The following is a 17,515-nucleotide window of genomic DNA, read 5'->3' on the forward strand; positions in this document are numbered from 1 at the left end:
TTCTTATTCTATTATTTTTATATATTTATCTACATCAGGAATTATCTTATCCGCATCTATTATCATCACAAATCACCCCATATATATCAATTACTTTCAAAATTTATTATTCCAAATTCTTTATACTATTTTCTCACAGCCTGAACTGACACTGAATTTCCAGCCAAGTCCTTGACATTCGGTGATATATTCACAATGCTTCCTGCTGGAAGCGGGTTTGTGAATGTGATTTCAACAACTCTGTTGTCAGAAGACTTTACAAAGTTTACAATGCTGCCGCCTGCAACGCATGAGAAGTTTTGAGCAATTAGTGTTGAAGCATCCATAGGTTCAGAAAATATGAGTTTGACTTTTCTTGTATCAGTCGAAGAAAACTCTGCTGTGACATCAGGTGAAGTCCTTTCTGTCACATGCTCAACAGTTTGAGCTTTCAAGACAATAGAAGGATTTCCATTGTTATCTACTATTAAATCTGGTCTTTTTATCTCCAAGCTTACCTTGCTATCCACAATCCCCGGCTTTTTGACTTTCACATAAACTATACCGTTTTGGATGTAAGCTGTGTAGTCAACATCAGGAATTAAAGTAGTACCTCCAACCTTTAGCTCAATTCCTGCAGCCAAAACTGTATTATTTATACCTGGCAAGGCAAAAACTGGTTCATCAAATGTAATAGCTATTGTGTCTGATTGATTTCCACTTCCAACAGAAACCCCTGTCTGCTGTGGAGAAATTTTGTCTTTGAGTAATATCGACGGATAAAAGTTAATATCAAGTGTTGGCGGAATTACAAGGCTCTGTTCAAACTGGTCTTTTATATTCGAATTTACTGTAAATATTTTCAGCTGTTCAGCATCTTGACCGGAATCATTTGTATCAGCCATAGCGCTTGAGGTCAAAGAAATTGATGTTTTTAAAGTAATGGTCTTTTTATCTTGAGAAATTGTATAACTTACAATTCCAAGGCTAACCACTTTATCGTTGTCAGGATTTCCATTTAAACTTGAAGTCGAATATGCGTTTCTGAACATTATCGCTGCAGGGTCAAACGATGCAAAGATGTATCCATTCAAAGCCTTAAGCTCAATTGTGTTTTTATCAATAGCAACAATTTCTATGTCTTGCGCAGATATTCCTCTAAAGTTTGCCGACACAGAAACCGGCATTGCAATTGTAGCATTTGCTATAAAGTTGTCTGCTTTGTCAGTGAGGGTAGGAGCTGCCAATTTGTCAACTACAGCTCCAGATTGACTCCATCTGCCAGGCGTTGAATCGTCTGCCCCTGGAATTAAAAGGGTGATTCTGTCGCCGTTTGGTGAGATATAATCAATTTTTGCTCCTTTTACGCTCGAAAGTGGAATTGTTGCACTTGATGCCCCTACAAAATAACTGCTCAAATTTTTTAATTTTTCAACATCCATAGGTTCTGAGAAAAATATGTCTATTTTGTCTACATCCGAAGAAGAATCATACTTGGCAATTGCAGCAGTTATGGTTGGTGCAAGTGTGTCTTTTGCATCTATTGCATATGTGCTGCTGTCCATAACATTTTCTCTTACAGATGTATCACAGATGCCTGAAATCTTCAAAGTATATCTTCCACCATTTATTGCTGCAAGTGTCGAAAACTCAACAGCAAATGTTGAATTATCTTCCTCCTTAAGCGGTTTTACGCTTTTTGCATAAGCTTCCACTATTTGTGTGCCATCTCCTGAAAGAAGGGAAAAGCTTTGAACCTTATCAGTAGCATTTACGTTTTCAGTAAATGTTACTTTTATAATATTCCCATCCAAGACTTCGATACTTTTGACTGACGGTTTTGTAGTATCATCCTGAGCTTTGGATGTTACTGATACCCAATCTGATACCTTGTTGCCAAGAAGGTCTTCAACGTATCGGAACCTCACTTCAAATGAAACAAGTGCCCTGCTATCAAGCTTCAATTGTGGATTTAACTGAATGTCAATTGTTTTTTCATCTGAAAGAAGTGTTATTTTTGCGCCAATTGCATGGTTAGTACTGTCCTGTGCTTGATAAACCTCATACTCACCTGTTGGAATCAAACCATCTAAGCTTCTTATCTCTTCATCAAATACAAGCCTTATTTGATTATTTGAAACAAGTTCTAAGGACACAAGCTTTGGTGGATTTTTTTCAAGCACTGTTGTAAATGTTGCTCTAAAGTCAGGAGCTTTATATCCTGCAAAGTCTTTCGCTTCTGTTATTTCAATTATGTGATTCCCATCAGCAAGAGGATATAAAAGTTCAATATCAATAGCATTCTCTTGATGTTTTGGTGTAACTTTTGCATACACATAATTTGAGTCAATTCTGATATTTGCTCCAACCGAAGATAAATCACATACCTTGTAAGCATTTGCAGAATCAATATTCATAGGCTCAGTGAAGATAACTTTAAACTTTTTGCTGTTAATGAGCCTAAAATCCACAACCTTTGGCTGGGTTGCATCAATAACTGTTAACTCTTTTGTTGTGCTTAAGCTCTGGCCTGTTTCTGAAAGAAGGTTTGAAATCTCAACCATCAATTTGTCAGTTTGATTTAATTTGTTTTGGAAGATTATACTCACAGTTTTAAAATCTATTGAAATGATCTTTTTTACATCTGTAACTTCTTTGCCATTGACATAGATTTTTATTGGCAGGTTATCCTGCTGGCTTTTTGAAATGGCCTTTGTAAACTTCAAATTCACTTTCTTTAAACTCTCTATTTTGATATCCTCTGCAAGTGAAAAAGGTATTGTCTTTGCCACAAACTTTAAAGTTGTAGCTTGCCCTTTGTAAAAAAGCGTGTACTCTTTCCCCTCTTGCTGCAAAGATGTTTTTATCTCAACAACCCTTTTGCTTGAGTCTGCAAACTTTGCATCCAAAACATAAAGTCCTCCATCAAACGAAAAGTCAGATTTAACAATTGAAGAAAGCTCCTTATCAAATGTCACCTTTAAAGTTTGCATATCAATTATTTCAAGCCCGACAGGTTTTGCAGCTTTCAGACTTTCATTCAAAAACGCATTGTAAAGTATAGCTGCCGTCTGCCCTCTTGTGACAAGCTTTCCTATCTCAATCTCGGATTCTATCCCATAAAAAATGTTCATCGAATATGCTTTTTGGATATAATTTAGTGGCCACTTGCCTTTGAGTTCTCCCTCCTTCACACCAAGTGCCCTTACAACTATGGCAGTTAACTCCTCAACTTTTAAGTATTGCTCTGGCTTGAAAGTACCATCTGTATACCCTGAAATCAATCCTATTGCTTTTGCAGCTTCTATGTAGCCAAGTCCCCAGTAATTTGTCTTAACATCTTTAAAAGAAGACTTTTTCTGATTTGCATAAAAATCAGCTAAAGGCTTTTTGCCAAGCAGCATGATAATCATTTTGGAAATCTCTGAACGTTTGAGAGGTTTGTCAAGATTCAAATTTCCTTTTGTGTCACCTGTCATTATTCCTTTTTCCTTTAAAACCTGTGCTGCTTGCTGATAGTATGAAAGGTTTTGAGAAAATGAAGTATTTACCAAAAAGCTTAATAATAAACTCAGTAAGCTCAAAAAGGCAAAAAGTTTCTTACCCCAACTTTTATTCATTGCTATTCTCTCCTTTGATCAATATTTGCATTTCTTCACAGCATTTATATAAGGTATTATATCATGTTTTTTGGAAAATGTTTAGAAAAAGGATGATAAAAAAGACTGCCGCGCAGAAAAAATTGGTTTTTGCCTACAACGGCAGTCTTGTATGTTTGCTTATTCTTCTTTTTTCTCTTCAATGAAATCCTTTAATTTTTTTAGCACCTTTTTCTCAAGGCGTGAAATGTACATCTGCGAAACGTTCATCTCCTCAGCAATTTCCTTTTGAGTCTTCTCTTCAAAAAACCGCTTTTGAACAAACTCTCTCTCAAAAGGCGAAAGCCTTTCAATCGCCTTTTTTACAGCTTCAACATTTTCCACCTGCAAGATGTTTTCATCGCTCTTGCCAAGAACATCTCCAAGCGTCATCTCTTCATCCTCATACATGGTCTGGTCCAAAGACTGGGGAAGATAGTTGTTAGATGCTTCCATTACCTCTAAAACTTCTTCAGTACTCATGTTAAGATGCTGAGCAATCTCTTCTACCTTCGGTGGTCTTTTTAATTTTGTTGAAAGCACTTCTGTTGCAAGTTTTATCTTGGCAGAAGTTTCATAGATTCTCCTTGGAAGTCTGATGATTGAAGCTCTATCTCTGAAATATCTTTTTATCTCTCCCATTATGGTCGGGGTTGCAAAACTTGTGAATTTATAGCCCTTGTTGGGTTCAAATCTCTCAACAGCGTTTATTAGTGCAATACATGCAACCTGATAAAGGTCTTCATAGTCTATTCCTCTTCCAACAAACTTTTTTGCTATAATCTCGGCTATATAAAGGTACCTGTTTACAAGTTCATTTCTAAGTTCAATAGACTTTGTTTTTTGATATTCTTCGAAGAGTCTATCAATTTTTTCATCATCAATCTCTAATGTCCTTTTTTCATCAACCATCAAATCAGACCCCTCGATGATATTTTTTGAGTTTTACTCTATGACCATCCTCAGTTTTTTCAAATTCTGCTTCATCTATTAAAGTTTGAAGAATCATCTTTGCAAGCTCGTTGTCTCTCAGCTCACCATTGGGCACATCAATTCTTATGTCCAAAAACTCACTTGCAATGTTAAACTCCACAGATATTTTCCCTTTTAGCTTTTCTATTTCAAATAGGTTGAAAACCTCTGATATGGCCATTTTCAAATCTTCTATTGTTTCAAAATCAAAGCCTGCTCGCGCTGCTATCCCAGATAGTGTTAATCTTACTACCATAATATATTCAGCTTTTGGCGGAATTGTTAACATAATTTGGTCCATATTCGACTTTTGCCCCCTCATTCAATTCTGAACACCTTGTCAAGCCCGGTGATAGTGAAAACCTTCTTTACGTTGGGTTTTAAGTTCTTAAGAACAATATTTGTACCTTTTTGCTTTGATTTTTTCAAAGCACCTACAAATACACCAAGCCCGGTTGAGTCTATATAGCTTACATCGTTCATATCAATAATAACATCACTTGATGATGTATCAATCAATGAATAAAGCTTGTCTTTCAAAGTTGGTGAAGAAAATATGTCAAGCTCACCTTTAAGCTCTATCACAACACCATTTTCAGAAATTTTCTCTTTTAAATCAAGGTTCATAACAAAAACCTCCGTAAATATTTTTGTATATCTTATTATACCATTTTAAAATCTACTTTTCCAACCAGTATATTTTGTTTTCATAAATGTAAATATATACTGGAATAAAAAGTTCTCCTGTTTTCCTATATACAATATCAATATCAGATGGTTCTACATCTTTAAGGTTATATCTTTTTTCAAATTCTTTTACAGCCGTTTTTACATCTATTATTTTCATACTTTTAAATTTTGAAAAGTTTTTAAGATAAATCCTACCACCAATAACATCTGCATTGTTTGAATAATCAATAAAACTGTCCACATCAAATATCCTGTATCCGTTAAAATAAAAGACAACCTCCGCCCTGTAGCCCTCCTCTTTGGGAAAGACAGATATTTTGTAATCCTTTATACCAAGTTTTTGTAAAATAAGGTCAGTCTTATTATAAACACTCTTTAAAACTTCTTCTTGTTCTTTGTACTCTGAGAAACGGTAAATTGAAACCTGTATATCTCTTTTGGCTACCACAAAATTTAAATAACCATCATAGACATCAGCTTGAACAATATTTTGGGGAGTAAAATACACTTTTTCATACACACCAGATGACACAATGGTTGATAAAATATCCAAAACATGTTCTTTGTCTATTTTAAGTTCCTCCTCTTTTAAAACATAAACACTTTCCAAAACATTCTCTTCTTGCACTTTTACTATCATATCTTGCTTTTCTTTTTCAACTTCTTTACTCTGTTTTGTAACAATTACGGATGTATCTGAACTTTCATTTTTAGAATTTGAATCAGAATCTTTCTCTATACTCTGCTTTGTTTTACTTTCAAAATCACTTTTAACAATTTTGGAGTTTTCAGCATTCTGCAAAGATACACTTGAATTTTGAACTTTTTTGTCTGTATTATTTTTGTTTCCATTTATAGTAGAACTTGATTTTTTTGTAACTTCAGAAGATTTTTCAGACTCTGATTTTGTTGAAAATGATGTTACAAATGTCCCTTTACTGTCACTGCTCATCCTTTTATCATCATTTGAAGTTTGCTTTTGCTCTGTGCTCTGCGTCTGACTTTTCCCAAGATTATCACTTTTTTGTAAAGTCTCTTGCTTGGTAAAAAGATTGCTATTTTTGCTATTGTTATCATTCTGCTCTGTCTCTTGTCTTGTACTTGTATCCTGCTGTTGGAAAACTCTTTCCATCTCCGTCTTTACAAACGAGGTGTCCTGAATATTCAATCTCATCAAATCAAATTTAACAGCCCCAAAAACAACAATAGCTAAAATTATACATGCTGCAACAACTGTTGATATCCTAAAGAAAAATCTTCCTTTTTTTCTCTTATCATATTCTTTTAACAACAAATCTTTCAGCTCTTGTTTAAATTCTTTGCGATATTCAACTTTAAAAGCCTCTTCAAAAATTTTGTCAAGTTTTTCATCATTCACTTTCATGCACCTCTTTTAAAAGCATTTCTTTGAGCGAATGTATTGCTCTGAAAAATAGGGCTCTAACAGCTACATCGGATTTGTTTTTTATCTTTGCAATCTCATGAAATTTCATGTTAGCACCGTACCGCAGAATCACAACTTCCTGCTGGTCCTTTGTAAGCTTTTTAAGTGCACTTTTAATTATATCTTTCTCAACTTTATCTAAAAGCTCATCCTCTGGATTTTTCATCCATGTACTGTCTGAAATTTTTTCAATATCAACAAATTCTTTTTTGTTCCTGTAATAGTCATTTACAACATTCTGGGCAATACGGAATATCCATGCTGAAAAAGAACCATTTTCTTTCCATTCAAACCTGTCAAGTGACCTCAGCACTTTTATAAAGGTTTCGCTTGTCAGGTCTTCTGTAATAAGATGGTTGAAGGTTCTATAGTATATGTAAGAGTAAATCTTGTCGAAATACATCTCATATAACTTTTCAAAGTATTTCTTATCTTTCTTTGCTTTTTCCACCAATTCTCTTTCATCCATTGTCTACTTTTATTCCCCTCTTGCTTATTTTTTATCACACACCTAAAATTTTACTATATTTATTATAACGCGAAAAGCAAAAATTTTGTTTCGTTACCAAAATAACTTGTTGTTCGTATAATAATAAAGACTAAAAGGTGGCAGGTGCACACATTTTAGAATGAATATATACCAGATCTTCGTGGTGATTTTGTCGCTTAACCTTGACGCACTCTTCTTTGGAGTTGCATTTGCTGCAAAAGGAATTAAAATTCTTACAAAGTCAAAGTTAATCATCTTTTTTACATCTATGAGTATCACCATAATTTCATTTTTCATGGGAAAAGGCTGTGGTAAATTTCTTGAACCTCAACTTTCTTCACACTTGGGCGCTATTTTTATGATAATAATCGGCATAGTATTTGTAATTAGAACACTTATTGAAAAGAACAACAGCCCTTTACCCAAGACACTTGTTAACCTCTCTTTAAAATCGATCGGACTTACTATAAAAATCATAAAAGAACCTGGACTATCCGACATTGATAGTTCAGGGTCAATTGAACCTGCAGAAGCTCTCTTAGTCGCTCTTGCGCTTTCGTTTGATAGCCTTTCTGCTTCATTCTCATTGGGTCTTTCAAACCTTGCAAATATATATCAAATACTTCTTATACCAGTATTTCAATTTATAGCTATCTCTGTAGGAAATGTCTTTGCCTACTTTTTTAAACCCTTCAAAAAATCAATTATTGCCAATTACATCCCCGGAATTGTTTTAATTATTCTTGGAATTTACAACCTATTTTAAAAAAGACAAAGAGGCTGAAAAGTCCTGTTCAAAAACAAGACCACGGCCTCTTTGCTTTTTACTATTCTTTTGCAAGCCTGTAAATAGCATTTGCATAGATTTTGCTGCAAAGGATTAGCCTATCTATAAGGATATATTCATCTTTCTGATGGGCAACTTCTTCATCACCCGGCATATTTGGACCAAAAGCAACCACATTTTTTGCCCACCTTGCGTATGTTCCACCGCCAATCACAAGCGGCTGTGTATCGTCATTTGTAAATTCTCTGTAGACCTTAAGCAAGGTTCTGATTAAAAAGTGGTCAGCTTCAAAATAAAGAGGGGGAACGTTTGTCACCAAACGATATTCAATATTATAATCCTGCAGCACTTCCTTTACTTTATTTTCTATCTCCTCATATGAGGTGTCAACTGGATAGCGAACATTTATTGTAAGGACAAGTCTGCCTTTTTCTTTCCGTATCATCCCGACATTTAACACAAGCTTGCCTGACTTTTCATCTTCAAACCCTATTGAAAGTTTTTCTCCAAACACATCAAATCCAATATGATTATTATAAAAGTCAATAAATCTTCTAAACTCATCCTCTTTTGTCCAAAGATCATTTAAAATATCAAACATATACGATATTGCATTTTCACCTTTGAAAGGCAGACTCCCATGAGCAGAAACTCCCTTTGTAATTATACATGTCTTACCAGCTTCTTCAAAAACTTCTGCCTTATCATTCAGCCCTTTTATACTAATAATTTCTTTAGCTTTTTGGACATCAAAACTGCCTTCGAACCTGCACCTGTCAGGCACCATGTTAGGTCGATGTCCTCCTTCAATCTCAAAGGTATCTTCCACATCTTTTGTAAGCTCAAACACCAGAAAACCTTTTTCACCTTGAATGACAGGAAAATCAGCATCTGGAGTAAATCCAACAGTTGGATATTTTGCTCTTTCAAAATAATACTGAAGACACTTAGAGCCACCCTCTTCGTTTGTACCAAAAACAAACCTTAGCTTTCTTTTAAGAGAAATCTTCCCTTCCTGGGCAAGCTTTTTAACCACATACATGCCATAAAGAGCCGCAACAGTCGGACCTTTGTCATCAATCGCGCCACGCCCAAAAATTTTACCGTCCTTTACAACCCCTTCATAAGGTGGCACACTCCATCCTTCCCCTTCGGGTACAACATCTAAATGACCTATAACACACACATCTTCATCCTGATTTCCATAGACCGCCTCAAGCGCATATCCATCATAGTTTTTTGTTTCAAATCCCAAGCTTTTGCATAGATTTTCGCATACAAGCAGGGCATCATTAATTCCCTTGCCAAAAGGCATATTAGGTGCAGGTGTATCCTCAACACTCCTGATTTTTATAAGCTTTAAAGTAGTATTCACTATTTCATCTTTTAAATTTTCAATTTCTTTATTTATCATCACTTTTACATCATTCACTTTTTACCATCTCCTTTTTTTGGTCTAAATAGCTTAAAACTCCTTTTAATATTGAGTATGAAAGCCAGTCTTGGTATTGATGGTTCTGGAGCAAAGACAGTTCCATTTTGTTTGACATAAAACCACACTCTATCAATATAGCAGGAATTTTTAGGTTTTTTAGGATATATACATCTATTGGTTTTGGCTGTCGTCTATTTACAAGTCCATTTGGCATATATCTCAGTTCATTTTGGACAAACAAAGCAAGTTTTTTCGCCTCCTCATTCGATTTGTCATAAAACACCTGCGCACCAAAGTACTTACTCACCGGAAAGCTATTTAAATGAATAGAGATAAAAACCTGAGGATTATTTTCTAAAACAATCTCTTTCCTCTTTTTTAGGTCATGCGCCTTTTTATCATATTCGCTCAAATCTTCTTCTGTTGAACGTGTAAGAAGAACTTTAAAACCAAACATCTCAAAATATTCTTTCAATTTTCTTGCAATCTGAAGGTTTATCACAGATTCTTTTATATCACCACTCACTGCCCCCGGGTCAAACCCACCGTGCCCCGGGTCAACAACAACAAGATTTTTTGCTTGACAATTATTTTCACTAAATATCTCAACAACTTTTAACATATTGGTATTTAAAAACAAAAAAACTGTGAAAGCTATAAAAGCTAAAAACGCTGTGCAAACTGAAAATAGCTTTAATTTTTTATTTTTCAATCTTTTTATTCCTTCCCTTATCTCTATTTCCCATTTCATAATTAAATTTTATGCTAATTCTCTTCTTCTTTATCATCCTGCAAAAATTCTTTTATTGTTTTTGCAAAAAGAACTGGCGTGAGGGATATAACAATTACTAAACACAAGCTTAAATAAAATCCTTTAGAAAACGGTCTTAAGATATTTTCACCAAGATAAGCGTACAAAAAACATGCAGGTACTGTTCCAATAAAGGTGGCAAGTATAAAGTCTCTGTACCTTATCTTTGAAAGACCACATATATAGTTTATAGCATCATAAGGGAGGATTGGCACAAGCCTCAAAAGTAGTATGATTAAAAAACCTTTTTCAGCTATCTTCTTACCTACATTAGAAAACTTTGTGTTTTTAAGCTTTTTTTGCACATAGTCTTTACCAAAATACCTTGCAAACACAAAACCTATGGTAGATGAAAGAAGAGTACCTACAATTAAAATAAGTGCCCCAAATAATGTGCCAAATGAAAGTCCTGCAGCAAGCATAAATACTCCTGCCGGAATGAAGATTATAAAAGATTTTACTGAGTAGAGTATTAAAAATGCAACTGGTGCCCAAACCCCAAAATGGGTGATATACTGTTTTATAAACTTGGGGTTTAGCTGATGTTGTTTTTCAGCATATACAAGAGCAAATATGGAAAGTACCATGATAAAAATGAATATCCAAAGTTTTATTTTATCTTTCACTCTTATCTCTTCAACCATCTTGCTTCTGCTCACCTTCTTGACTGAGGTTCTCAAATATCATACTTTCAACAAAAAACTGATTAAATTCCTGAGAATTTGAAAGTTCTATATAATCTACTTTCTTTACTATCTCCTGAGCTTCAAACTCCATTTTCTTGCCCAAAAGCACAAGCAAAGCTCCCGCACCAGCACTGTTCCCAACAGAAACTATTTTATCTTTCAGTTTCCTTGGAATAATACCAATTCCAACAGCAGATTTCGGATTTATGTAATTCCCAAAACCGCCAGCTAAATATACATTTTCTATATCATCTTCTTTAATTTTAGCATGTTTTATCATCGTCTTTATTCCAGCTGAGATTGCTGCCTTTGCAAGCTGAATTTCTCTTATATCTTTCTGAGTTATATAGACAGAGTCGGTGATGAAAAAGGCTTGTTGATTGTTCACTTCTTTCATGTATGATTTATATGTATCATTTTGAACACAAAACCTGCCAGTTTCATCTATGATACCTTCTTTAAGCATATAAAAAACAGCATCAACTATCCCTGAACCACAAATGCCAAGTGGCGGTTTTTGCCCTACTGTTGTAAAATGTACCCTACCTTCTTCTATTTTTACACTATCAACTGCTCCCTCAACAGCACTAATTCCGCATGAAATATTGACACCTTCAAATGCAGGACCTGCAGCAGTTGAACATGCAATCAAAAATTGATTATTTCCAAGTACCATCTCGCCGTTTGTTCCAAGGTCCAAAAGAAGCGAAACCTTAGGACTTTTATGCATTCTAATTGAAAGTATCCCAGCAACAATATCAGCACCAACATATGCTGAAATGCTATTTAAAATCTTGACAGCACCTTCTGAATTTATTTCGAGCCCCAAATCATTCGGTTTTGCAATAATATTTTCGGTAAAAATCGGCACAAATGGAGAAACTGCAATTGTTTGAGGGTCAACCCCCAGAAGAAGATGTAACATTGTTGTATTACCTACAAATACTGCAACATATATATCATCTTGAGATATAAAGTTTTTCTGTGTAAGAATTTTTAATGCTCTGTTTAGTGAATTTAAAATTTCTTTTTGAAGAATAAAAAGCCCTTCTTCTTTTTCTCTTGCAAAATCTATTCGTGAAATAACATCAGCACCAAATTTCTTCTGAGGATTTACAAAAGAGTAAAAATCCACTACTCTTTTTTTAATCATATCAACAAGATAACATACAACAGTAGTTGTTCCAATATCCACAGCAAGACCAAATGCAAGGGAAGAGTTTTTCACATCCACAATCTCATCTGAATAAATAACTGCATAAAAATCCTGGTCCTTCAGTCTTGCAAGCTTTTGCAATGTTCTTGGCAAAACTTTTAAATTGCTATTACCAATTACTTCTTTTAGCCTCAGTTCAAAACTTTTTTGGTCGTCTAAAGAAGGTTTCTGTAAAACCACCTTTTTTACAATTATATTTTCTTCATACTCAAAATCATTCAAGGTAAAATGTGAAAGTACATTTGTCTTTTCAGAAAATTTTTCTAAAAAAACATCTAAATCTTCGCAAACCTCTACCTTACATGCAAGCCGAACACCTCTTGATATCTCATCTTCTCTCAGGTGTCTTCTTTCTTCCGGTGTAAGATTTTCTAAATAAGGTTTTTGACCTTTTTTGACTCTCACCTTGCACTTTCCACACACGCCTCTGCTGCCACAACTTGCTTCAATGTCAAATGAGCTTCTTTGAAGAACATCCAAAAGATTTGATCTTTTTTCTGCTTCTATTTCTATCGCAGATTTATTTTCAGTATATATTCTTAAAACAGGCATTTTCTATATTTTCACTCCTTTTTTGTCAAAAAGAGATTTTCTCTTATCTTTTTAATTGCACCTGTCTCATACACTGCTTTCAAAAACACAACCAGAAGCGGACCTATCACAAACCCCCACGCTCCAAACACTTCAACACCTGCATAGATAGAAACAAGTGTTGTAAAGGTCGAAATCCCCACCTGGCTCGCAACAATCTTGATAGACGCAAATTCACGAATGCCTAAAATTATAAGATATACAATCAACAGTTTTATGCCAAAATTGGTATCCCCAGCTATAAAACTGCCTGCAATCCACGGAAGCAATATTATGCCTGAACCTATGATTGGAATTATACTCAACAGCCCCAGAAGAAGACTTACCACCAAAAAGTAAGGCGCCTTTATTATAGAAAGCCCTACAAGCCCTGAGAGAAACATTAAAATCGCCAGAATTATCTGAGACTTTGCATAGTCTACAACAGAGTCTATAACTTTAAAAGCAATTGATGAAAGTTCTTTGTAAATCTGGACTGAAAAGTTTTGAATTAGCCATGACCTCATTTTGTGTCTGTCGCGCATAAAGAAAAAGGCTGACAGAACAGAAAAAAACCACACCGTGACACCTTTTAAGGTTGCTGGTATAACCTTTATTACCTTTAAACTCATTGTGGCAATTTGGTTAAGTACATTTGTAAGTTCGTCAACACCTGATTGAATAAAATTTACAATAGGTCCCGGCAATCCTGAGTATATATTTTTTACATTTGAAAAGAGCTTGTCTAAAGCCTGATAAATTTTATCATAATCAATATTTTGAAGACTCGCAACTAATCTCATGCACTCATTCACAAGTATATATATGCCCTCTGCAAACATAAAACCAAGTATTATGTTAAGGACAATAAGTATAAGTATTGCAGAGATTGTCCTGTTTACTTTATTCTTTTCCATATATTTTAAAAGCGGTTCAAATACAACTGCAATAAAGAGTCCTATTATAACTGGAATGAATGCTTTTATTATAAATCTCACAAAAAGGTCAAATGTCTTAATTAAATATGCACATGAAAAGATAAAAGCGCTAATTATGATAACATAAATCATAGCAACCACAAACCGATTTTTTGTAAACTCCCTCATCATGACAAATAATACCCCTTTGTAATTTTTAGACCAATCCCTTTGTTATCAAAATATCCTTCCAAAGCTTTTTCCATTTCTTTTTCATTTATGCCTGTGAAATCAAATCTCAGCACATCAGATGGCACATCTTTATCGTCTATATACAAAAATGCAGGGTTTAAAACTTCGTTTTTCCCGCTTTGGGTTTTTATAAGTTTCAAAAGCTCACCGTTCCTGTCTTGCAAGTAGTCTCCCTTTTCGAAAAATTTGAGCCTGTTTACCATCAGTGGAATTCTACTAAAGATTACTATTTCTATCTCACTTTTTTGAGCGTAATTGAAAATTTCTGTAATTTTTGTTTTAGATAGCTCCACAGAAAGACAAATTCTTTTACCACCAAGTAGTTCTAAGAACTTAAATGATGCAGAGTTTGCAATGTTAAGACTAAAATCAAAATAAATTTCAAAATGTTTTTTGAAAATCTCATACTGACCAAGGTTTCTTACCAAAACTTTCCTAATACCCTTTTCTTTTATCTTCTCAACATCAACCTTTTTTAAATCTTCATCGTGTGTTATCCTGTCAAGATAAACAACCATATTGTCATCTGTCTTTATTTCAAAAATTACATTGTAAGGAATGTAGATTTCATAGTTAGATAGATTGTGTGCCTCACACCACTTTTTAAGTTTTTCAAGTTGCCAGAGTGAGTCTATCATGAAAGAAAACCGGTGACTTCTATTAAATGACCTTGCACAACCATCTTCTAAATACCTTAAAATTTCAACATCTTGTTTTAGACTTCTCTTGTAAAAACTAATTATCTTTTGAGAAAGCTTTTCAATCAATACCTTTCTCAGTCTGTTTAGTTCTGAGACCTTCACAAAACAACCATCTTCAATATACGCATCAAAATTTCCCATCTCAAAAATTGTTCCACCCAGTTTTGAAAAGCTGCTGATTACAGCAGCAGATGTAACTTTTTTCTCTTTTGCCTGCTGAACAACTTCCCCCTCTTCCTCTACCTCAAATCTATCACACGCTGCTAAAGCTTTTATTCTTTTTCCTTTCTCTATCCATACTTTAAAATCAACCTTCCTAAATTTTTTCTCCTTATTCATTTCTTTTTCTATCCTAATTTCATGTTCTTTGTTTCTTACAATAAACACCTGACCCTGAGAAAATTCTTTCAATCTCTTTTTCCTTTCAAAATCAACTTTCACCTCAAATCTTTTGTCATCTTTCTTAATAATATTGTTATTTATTTCAAGAAGAATCTCTTCAAAATTTTTGTTTCTAAAAGAAATCACATCACCGTTTGAAAGATTATATGAAGTCTGCAAAAAAAGGGTTTCGTTCTCAAAATAAAAATTCCCAATAAAAAGACCTGTATTGTTAGGTGCTTTTTTGAAGATTATTCTATCTATACCAGTATTTTCTAAGTATCCAGTACTGAAGTTTCCTCTGTTGAAAACAAGTAGAAGTTTTTGCTTATCAGCGCTGACGATTGTTATTTTGCCTTTCTCGTAATACATATCAATATATTTTCTATAGATTGAGCTCACAGTGTACACATAATATTGGTCCTTTAATCTTCCCTCTATCTTGAAAGAGTCAACCCCTGCTTCGATTAGTTTATCTATGTTTTCTATAAGACAAATATCCTTTGGTGAAAGAAGATATCCTCTATCAATTACTTTTTTTCCCTTATCTAATAGCTTATAATAAAGCCTGCAAGGCTGGGCACACTGCCCTCTGTTGCCACTTCTTTTAAAAATTATGCTTGAAAAAAGACACTGACCAGAATATGAAATACACAAAGCTCCATGCACAAAAACCTCAAGTTCAATACTACTTTGCTGTCTTATGTTCTTTATCTCATCTATTGAGAGCTCTCTTGAGAGTATAACTCTCTTTACTCCTAAGCCTTCCAAAAACTTTACCTGAGCCAAGTTATGAACTGTCATCTGTGTGCTTGCATGAATAGGTAGGTCGGGAAATTCATTTATCATAATGAAAAGAAGACCTATATCCTGCACAATAACAGCATCAATTCCTTCCATATATGCAAACTCTAAAAGCTTCAAAGCTTTGCGCATCTCATCATTGTAAATCAGGGTGTTTATTGCAAGATATATCTTTTTTCCTCTCTCATGACAAAAATCTATGGCTTTTTTAAGCTCATCTTCTGAAAAGTTCTTTGCATACGCTCTTGCTGAGAACTCTTTTGCACCAACATACACGCTGTCAGCCCCAGCTTTTACGGCTGCAATGAGCTCTTCAAATCCACCTGCTGGTGCCAGTAACTCTACCTTTTTCATTCTTCTTTGTCATCCCTCTGCGTTTATATTTCAAAGTATTTTAATATACTACTATAAATCTGTTCAATTGACTCAATAGCAAAGATTTCTTTTTTATTTCCATATGCTAAAAAAGGTACTTTATTTTTTGTATGTGTCTTTGTTGACAAATCTTCTATGTTACCATGGTCAGATGTAACAACAAGGCAAGCATCCTTAGGAAGATCTTCAATTAAGCTGATCATAAAATCATCTAAAAGTTTTATAAGCTCTAAAGCTTTTTCCATATCACATGAATGTCCTATGATGTCTGTTTTAAAATGTTCAAACAAAACAAAATCATTTTTGTTTAGCACATTCAAAAGATTTTCAGCTGCCTTCTCAGGTGAAAAAAATGGTACCTCATATCCACTTTCAATCAAAACGTGATTTGTAATATCAAAATAAACTCCCTCAGATTTCAAGAGGTCTTCCACTGTTTTGAACCTTATGCCTGCCGTCAAAGCCATATAACTTGTCACAGACATCTTAAAATTCTTGTCATTTAATAGCTTTTGCAAATACTCGCTTCTGTAAACATTTGCAAAGTCTACTTTCAAACCGTTTCGGGAAAGAGTAGTAAATATATTTTGTTTGTCAATTATTCTCTTGAGGCTTGGTGTAATCTGTCCGTTAATATGAAACCCTACCTCTTTTGCTGCATTTATGCCTGAATAAATTGTAACCTGACCTGTGGCACTTTGCGGCAGACCTTCAATGCCAAGCGTGGCATCCAAAAACCGGACATTCCCACTTTTTAAAAAAATGTCATATGCTTTTGAATGATAATAAAAAAAGGGGTTGTATTCATTTTTCTCCCCTTTTCCAACACCGTCCAAAAATACAAAAAGCATTTTCATTTTATCTATCACCATCAAATGCGTTTATGAAATCATCAAGTTCTTTTTTAGTCTTTTCAAGTTCCTGCTTTGTTTTTTCAAGTTCTTGGTTAAGATTTTGAATAATTTCATTTAACTTTTCAATCTCTTGATTTTGCTGCAAGAGCTTTTCCTCTGCCTCTTTTAATTTCTCTTTATACTCCTCAACCTCTTTTTGATATTTTTCACTTTCAACACCTATCTTTGAAAGCTTCTCATCACATTCTAAAAGGTGTTTAAAATACTCGTCTGCCACCAAAAAGGCTGTGAGCATTGCCGAAAGAGATGTAGAAAGCTGCGGCTCGTTTGTCACAACCTCAGACATCTTCTTGTTTATATAATTTGCAATCTTCATTATGTATTCTTCATCTTCGTCAGTTTTTAATACATAATTCATGCCCGCAATCTTTACTTCAATTCTTTTCAAATTATCTTCTCTCCTGATATTTTCATCCATCGGTTCACAATCCTTTAAAAAGCTTTGAAAGTGTT

15 protein-coding genes are annotated in these 17,515 nt (G+C 34.3%); 1 reads left to right on the forward strand and 14 read right to left on the reverse strand.

The features are described 5' to 3' along the window. Nucleotides 1-125 precede the first annotated feature (125 nt). The 6 genes from CALKRO_RS11115 to CALKRO_RS11140 all read right to left on the reverse strand — a co-directional run bounded on the left by CALKRO_RS11115 (nt 126) and on the right by CALKRO_RS11140 (nt 7,192). Nucleotides 126-3,599: an Ig-like domain-containing protein gene (locus tag CALKRO_RS11115; RefSeq protein ID WP_013431107.1), complete on the reverse strand. Its 3,474-nt coding sequence runs from the start codon at nt 3,597-3,599 to the stop codon at nt 126-128. A gap of 159 nt (nt 3,600-3,758) precedes the next feature. Then, nucleotides 3,759-4,529 (reverse strand): SigB/SigF/SigG family RNA polymerase sigma factor, encoded by a 771-nt coding sequence (locus CALKRO_RS11120; RefSeq protein ID WP_013431108.1) that lies wholly within the window; start codon nt 4,527-4,529, stop codon nt 3,759-3,761. A gap of 4 nt (nt 4,530-4,533) precedes the next feature. Continuing rightward, nucleotides 4,534-4,890, reverse strand: coding sequence for an ATP-binding protein (locus tag CALKRO_RS11125; protein ID WP_013431109.1), 357 nt, complete (start codon nt 4,888-4,890; stop codon nt 4,534-4,536). A 17-nt stretch (nt 4,891-4,907) separates the two neighbouring features. Continuing rightward, nucleotides 4,908-5,216, reverse strand: a complete 309-nt coding sequence (locus tag CALKRO_RS11130) for an STAS domain-containing protein (protein ID WP_013431110.1) — start codon at nt 5,214-5,216, stop codon at nt 4,908-4,910. Between the two features lie 52 nt (nt 5,217-5,268). Next, nucleotides 5,269-6,657, reverse strand: a complete 1,389-nt coding sequence (locus tag CALKRO_RS11135; RefSeq protein WP_013431111.1) for a hypothetical protein — start codon at nt 6,655-6,657, stop codon at nt 5,269-5,271. Further along, on the reverse strand, nt 6,650-7,192 hold the full coding sequence (locus CALKRO_RS11140; protein ID WP_013431112.1) for a sigma-70 family RNA polymerase sigma factor: 543 nt from the start codon (nt 7,190-7,192) through the stop codon (nt 6,650-6,652). Before CALKRO_RS11140 ends, CALKRO_RS11135 begins: the two co-directional genes overlap by 8 nt. Before the next feature lie 160 nt (nt 7,193-7,352). Here CALKRO_RS11140 and CALKRO_RS11145 point away from each other — a divergent pair, with 160 nt between their 5' ends. Then, complete coding sequence (locus CALKRO_RS11145) at nt 7,353-7,979, forward strand: manganese efflux pump (protein ID WP_013431113.1); 627 nt, start codon at nt 7,353-7,355, stop codon at nt 7,977-7,979. A 61-nt stretch (nt 7,980-8,040) separates the two neighbouring features. Here the strand turns inward: CALKRO_RS11145 and pepV are convergent, their stop codons facing one another. Genes pepV through zapA form a run of 8 tightly spaced genes read right to left on the reverse strand, consistent with a single transcriptional unit; the run spans nt 8,041 to nt 17,480 of the window. Continuing rightward, nucleotides 8,041-9,432 carry a dipeptidase PepV gene (pepV, locus tag CALKRO_RS11150; protein WP_013431114.1) on the reverse strand — a complete coding sequence of 464 codons (1,392 nt, stop codon included), beginning with the start codon at nt 9,430-9,432 and terminating at the stop codon, nt 8,041-8,043. After that, a complete protein-coding gene (locus CALKRO_RS11155; RefSeq protein ID WP_013431115.1) occupies nt 9,425-10,186 on the reverse strand; it encodes an N-acetylmuramoyl-L-alanine amidase in 762 nt (253 codons plus the stop codon). Before CALKRO_RS11155 ends, pepV begins: the two co-directional genes overlap by 8 nt. 14 nt (nt 10,187-10,200) lie before the next feature. Continuing rightward, on the reverse strand, nt 10,201-10,890 hold the full coding sequence (locus CALKRO_RS11160) for a TVP38/TMEM64 family protein (protein ID WP_013431116.1): 690 nt from the start codon (nt 10,888-10,890) through the stop codon (nt 10,201-10,203). Further along, entirely contained in the window at nt 10,883-12,700 is a 1,818-nt protein-coding gene (locus tag CALKRO_RS11165; protein WP_013431117.1) for an ASKHA domain-containing protein, read from the reverse strand. Before CALKRO_RS11165 ends, CALKRO_RS11160 begins: the two co-directional genes overlap by 8 nt. Before the next feature lie 11 nt (nt 12,701-12,711). Continuing rightward, nucleotides 12,712-13,824 carry a sporulation integral membrane protein YtvI gene (gene ytvI, locus CALKRO_RS11170; RefSeq protein WP_013431118.1) on the reverse strand — a complete coding sequence of 371 codons (1,113 nt, stop codon included), beginning with the start codon at nt 13,822-13,824 and terminating at the stop codon, nt 12,712-12,714. Further along, on the reverse strand, nt 13,824-16,127 hold the full coding sequence (locus CALKRO_RS11175) for a U32 family peptidase (RefSeq protein WP_013431119.1): 2,304 nt from the start codon (nt 16,125-16,127) through the stop codon (nt 13,824-13,826). The genes ytvI and CALKRO_RS11175 overlap by 1 nt, the downstream gene beginning before the upstream one ends. Before the next feature lie 23 nt (nt 16,128-16,150). Next, nucleotides 16,151-17,020: an alkaline phosphatase family protein gene (locus CALKRO_RS11180; protein ID WP_013431120.1), complete on the reverse strand. Its 870-nt coding sequence runs from the start codon at nt 17,018-17,020 to the stop codon at nt 16,151-16,153. Continuing rightward, entirely contained in the window at nt 17,007-17,480 is a 474-nt protein-coding gene (zapA, locus tag CALKRO_RS11185; RefSeq protein ID WP_013431121.1) for a cell division protein ZapA, read from the reverse strand. The genes CALKRO_RS11180 and zapA overlap by 14 nt, the downstream gene beginning before the upstream one ends. Nucleotides 17,481-17,515 lie beyond the last annotated feature (35 nt).

Origin of the sequence: Caldicellulosiruptor kronotskyensis 2002 (assembly GCF_000166775.1) — a bacterium.
Classification (GTDB): Bacteria; Bacillota; Thermoanaerobacteria; order Caldicellulosiruptorales; family Caldicellulosiruptoraceae; genus Caldicellulosiruptor; species Caldicellulosiruptor kronotskyensis.

Excerpts from the sequence above, each read along its gene's own strand:
- CALKRO_RS11115 (WP_013431107.1), bottom strand. The coding sequence starts at position 3,599 with ATGAATAAAAGTTGGGGTAAGAAACTTTTTGCCTTTTTGAGCTTACTG.
- CALKRO_RS11120 (WP_013431108.1), bottom strand. The coding sequence starts at position 4,529 with ATGGTTGATGAAAAAAGGACATTAGAGATTGATGATGAAAAAATTGAT.
- CALKRO_RS11125 (WP_013431109.1), bottom strand. The coding sequence starts at position 4,890 with ATGGACCAAATTATGTTAACAATTCCGCCAAAAGCTGAATATATTATG.
- CALKRO_RS11130 (WP_013431110.1), bottom strand. The coding sequence starts at position 5,216 with ATGAACCTTGATTTAAAAGAGAAAATTTCTGAAAATGGTGTTGTGATA.
- CALKRO_RS11140 (WP_013431112.1), bottom strand. The coding sequence starts at position 7,192 with ATGGATGAAAGAGAATTGGTGGAAAAAGCAAAGAAAGATAAGAAATAC.
- CALKRO_RS11145 (WP_013431113.1), top strand. The coding sequence starts at position 7,353 with ATGAATATATACCAGATCTTCGTGGTGATTTTGTCGCTTAACCTTGAC.
- CALKRO_RS11155 (WP_013431115.1), bottom strand. The coding sequence starts at position 10,186 with ATGAAATGGGAAATAGAGATAAGGGAAGGAATAAAAAGATTGAAAAAT.
- CALKRO_RS11160 (WP_013431116.1), bottom strand. The coding sequence starts at position 10,890 with ATGGTTGAAGAGATAAGAGTGAAAGATAAAATAAAACTTTGGATATTC.
- CALKRO_RS11165 (WP_013431117.1), bottom strand. The coding sequence starts at position 12,700 with ATGCCTGTTTTAAGAATATATACTGAAAATAAATCTGCGATAGAAATA.
- ytvI (WP_013431118.1), bottom strand. The coding sequence starts at position 13,824 with ATGAGGGAGTTTACAAAAAATCGGTTTGTGGTTGCTATGATTTATGTT.
- CALKRO_RS11175 (WP_013431119.1), bottom strand. The coding sequence starts at position 16,127 with ATGAAAAAGGTAGAGTTACTGGCACCAGCAGGTGGATTTGAAGAGCTC.
- CALKRO_RS11180 (WP_013431120.1), bottom strand. The coding sequence starts at position 17,020 with ATGGTGATAGATAAAATGAAAATGCTTTTTGTATTTTTGGACGGTGTT.
- zapA (WP_013431121.1), bottom strand. The coding sequence starts at position 17,480 with ATGGATGAAAATATCAGGAGAGAAGATAATTTGAAAAGAATTGAAGTA.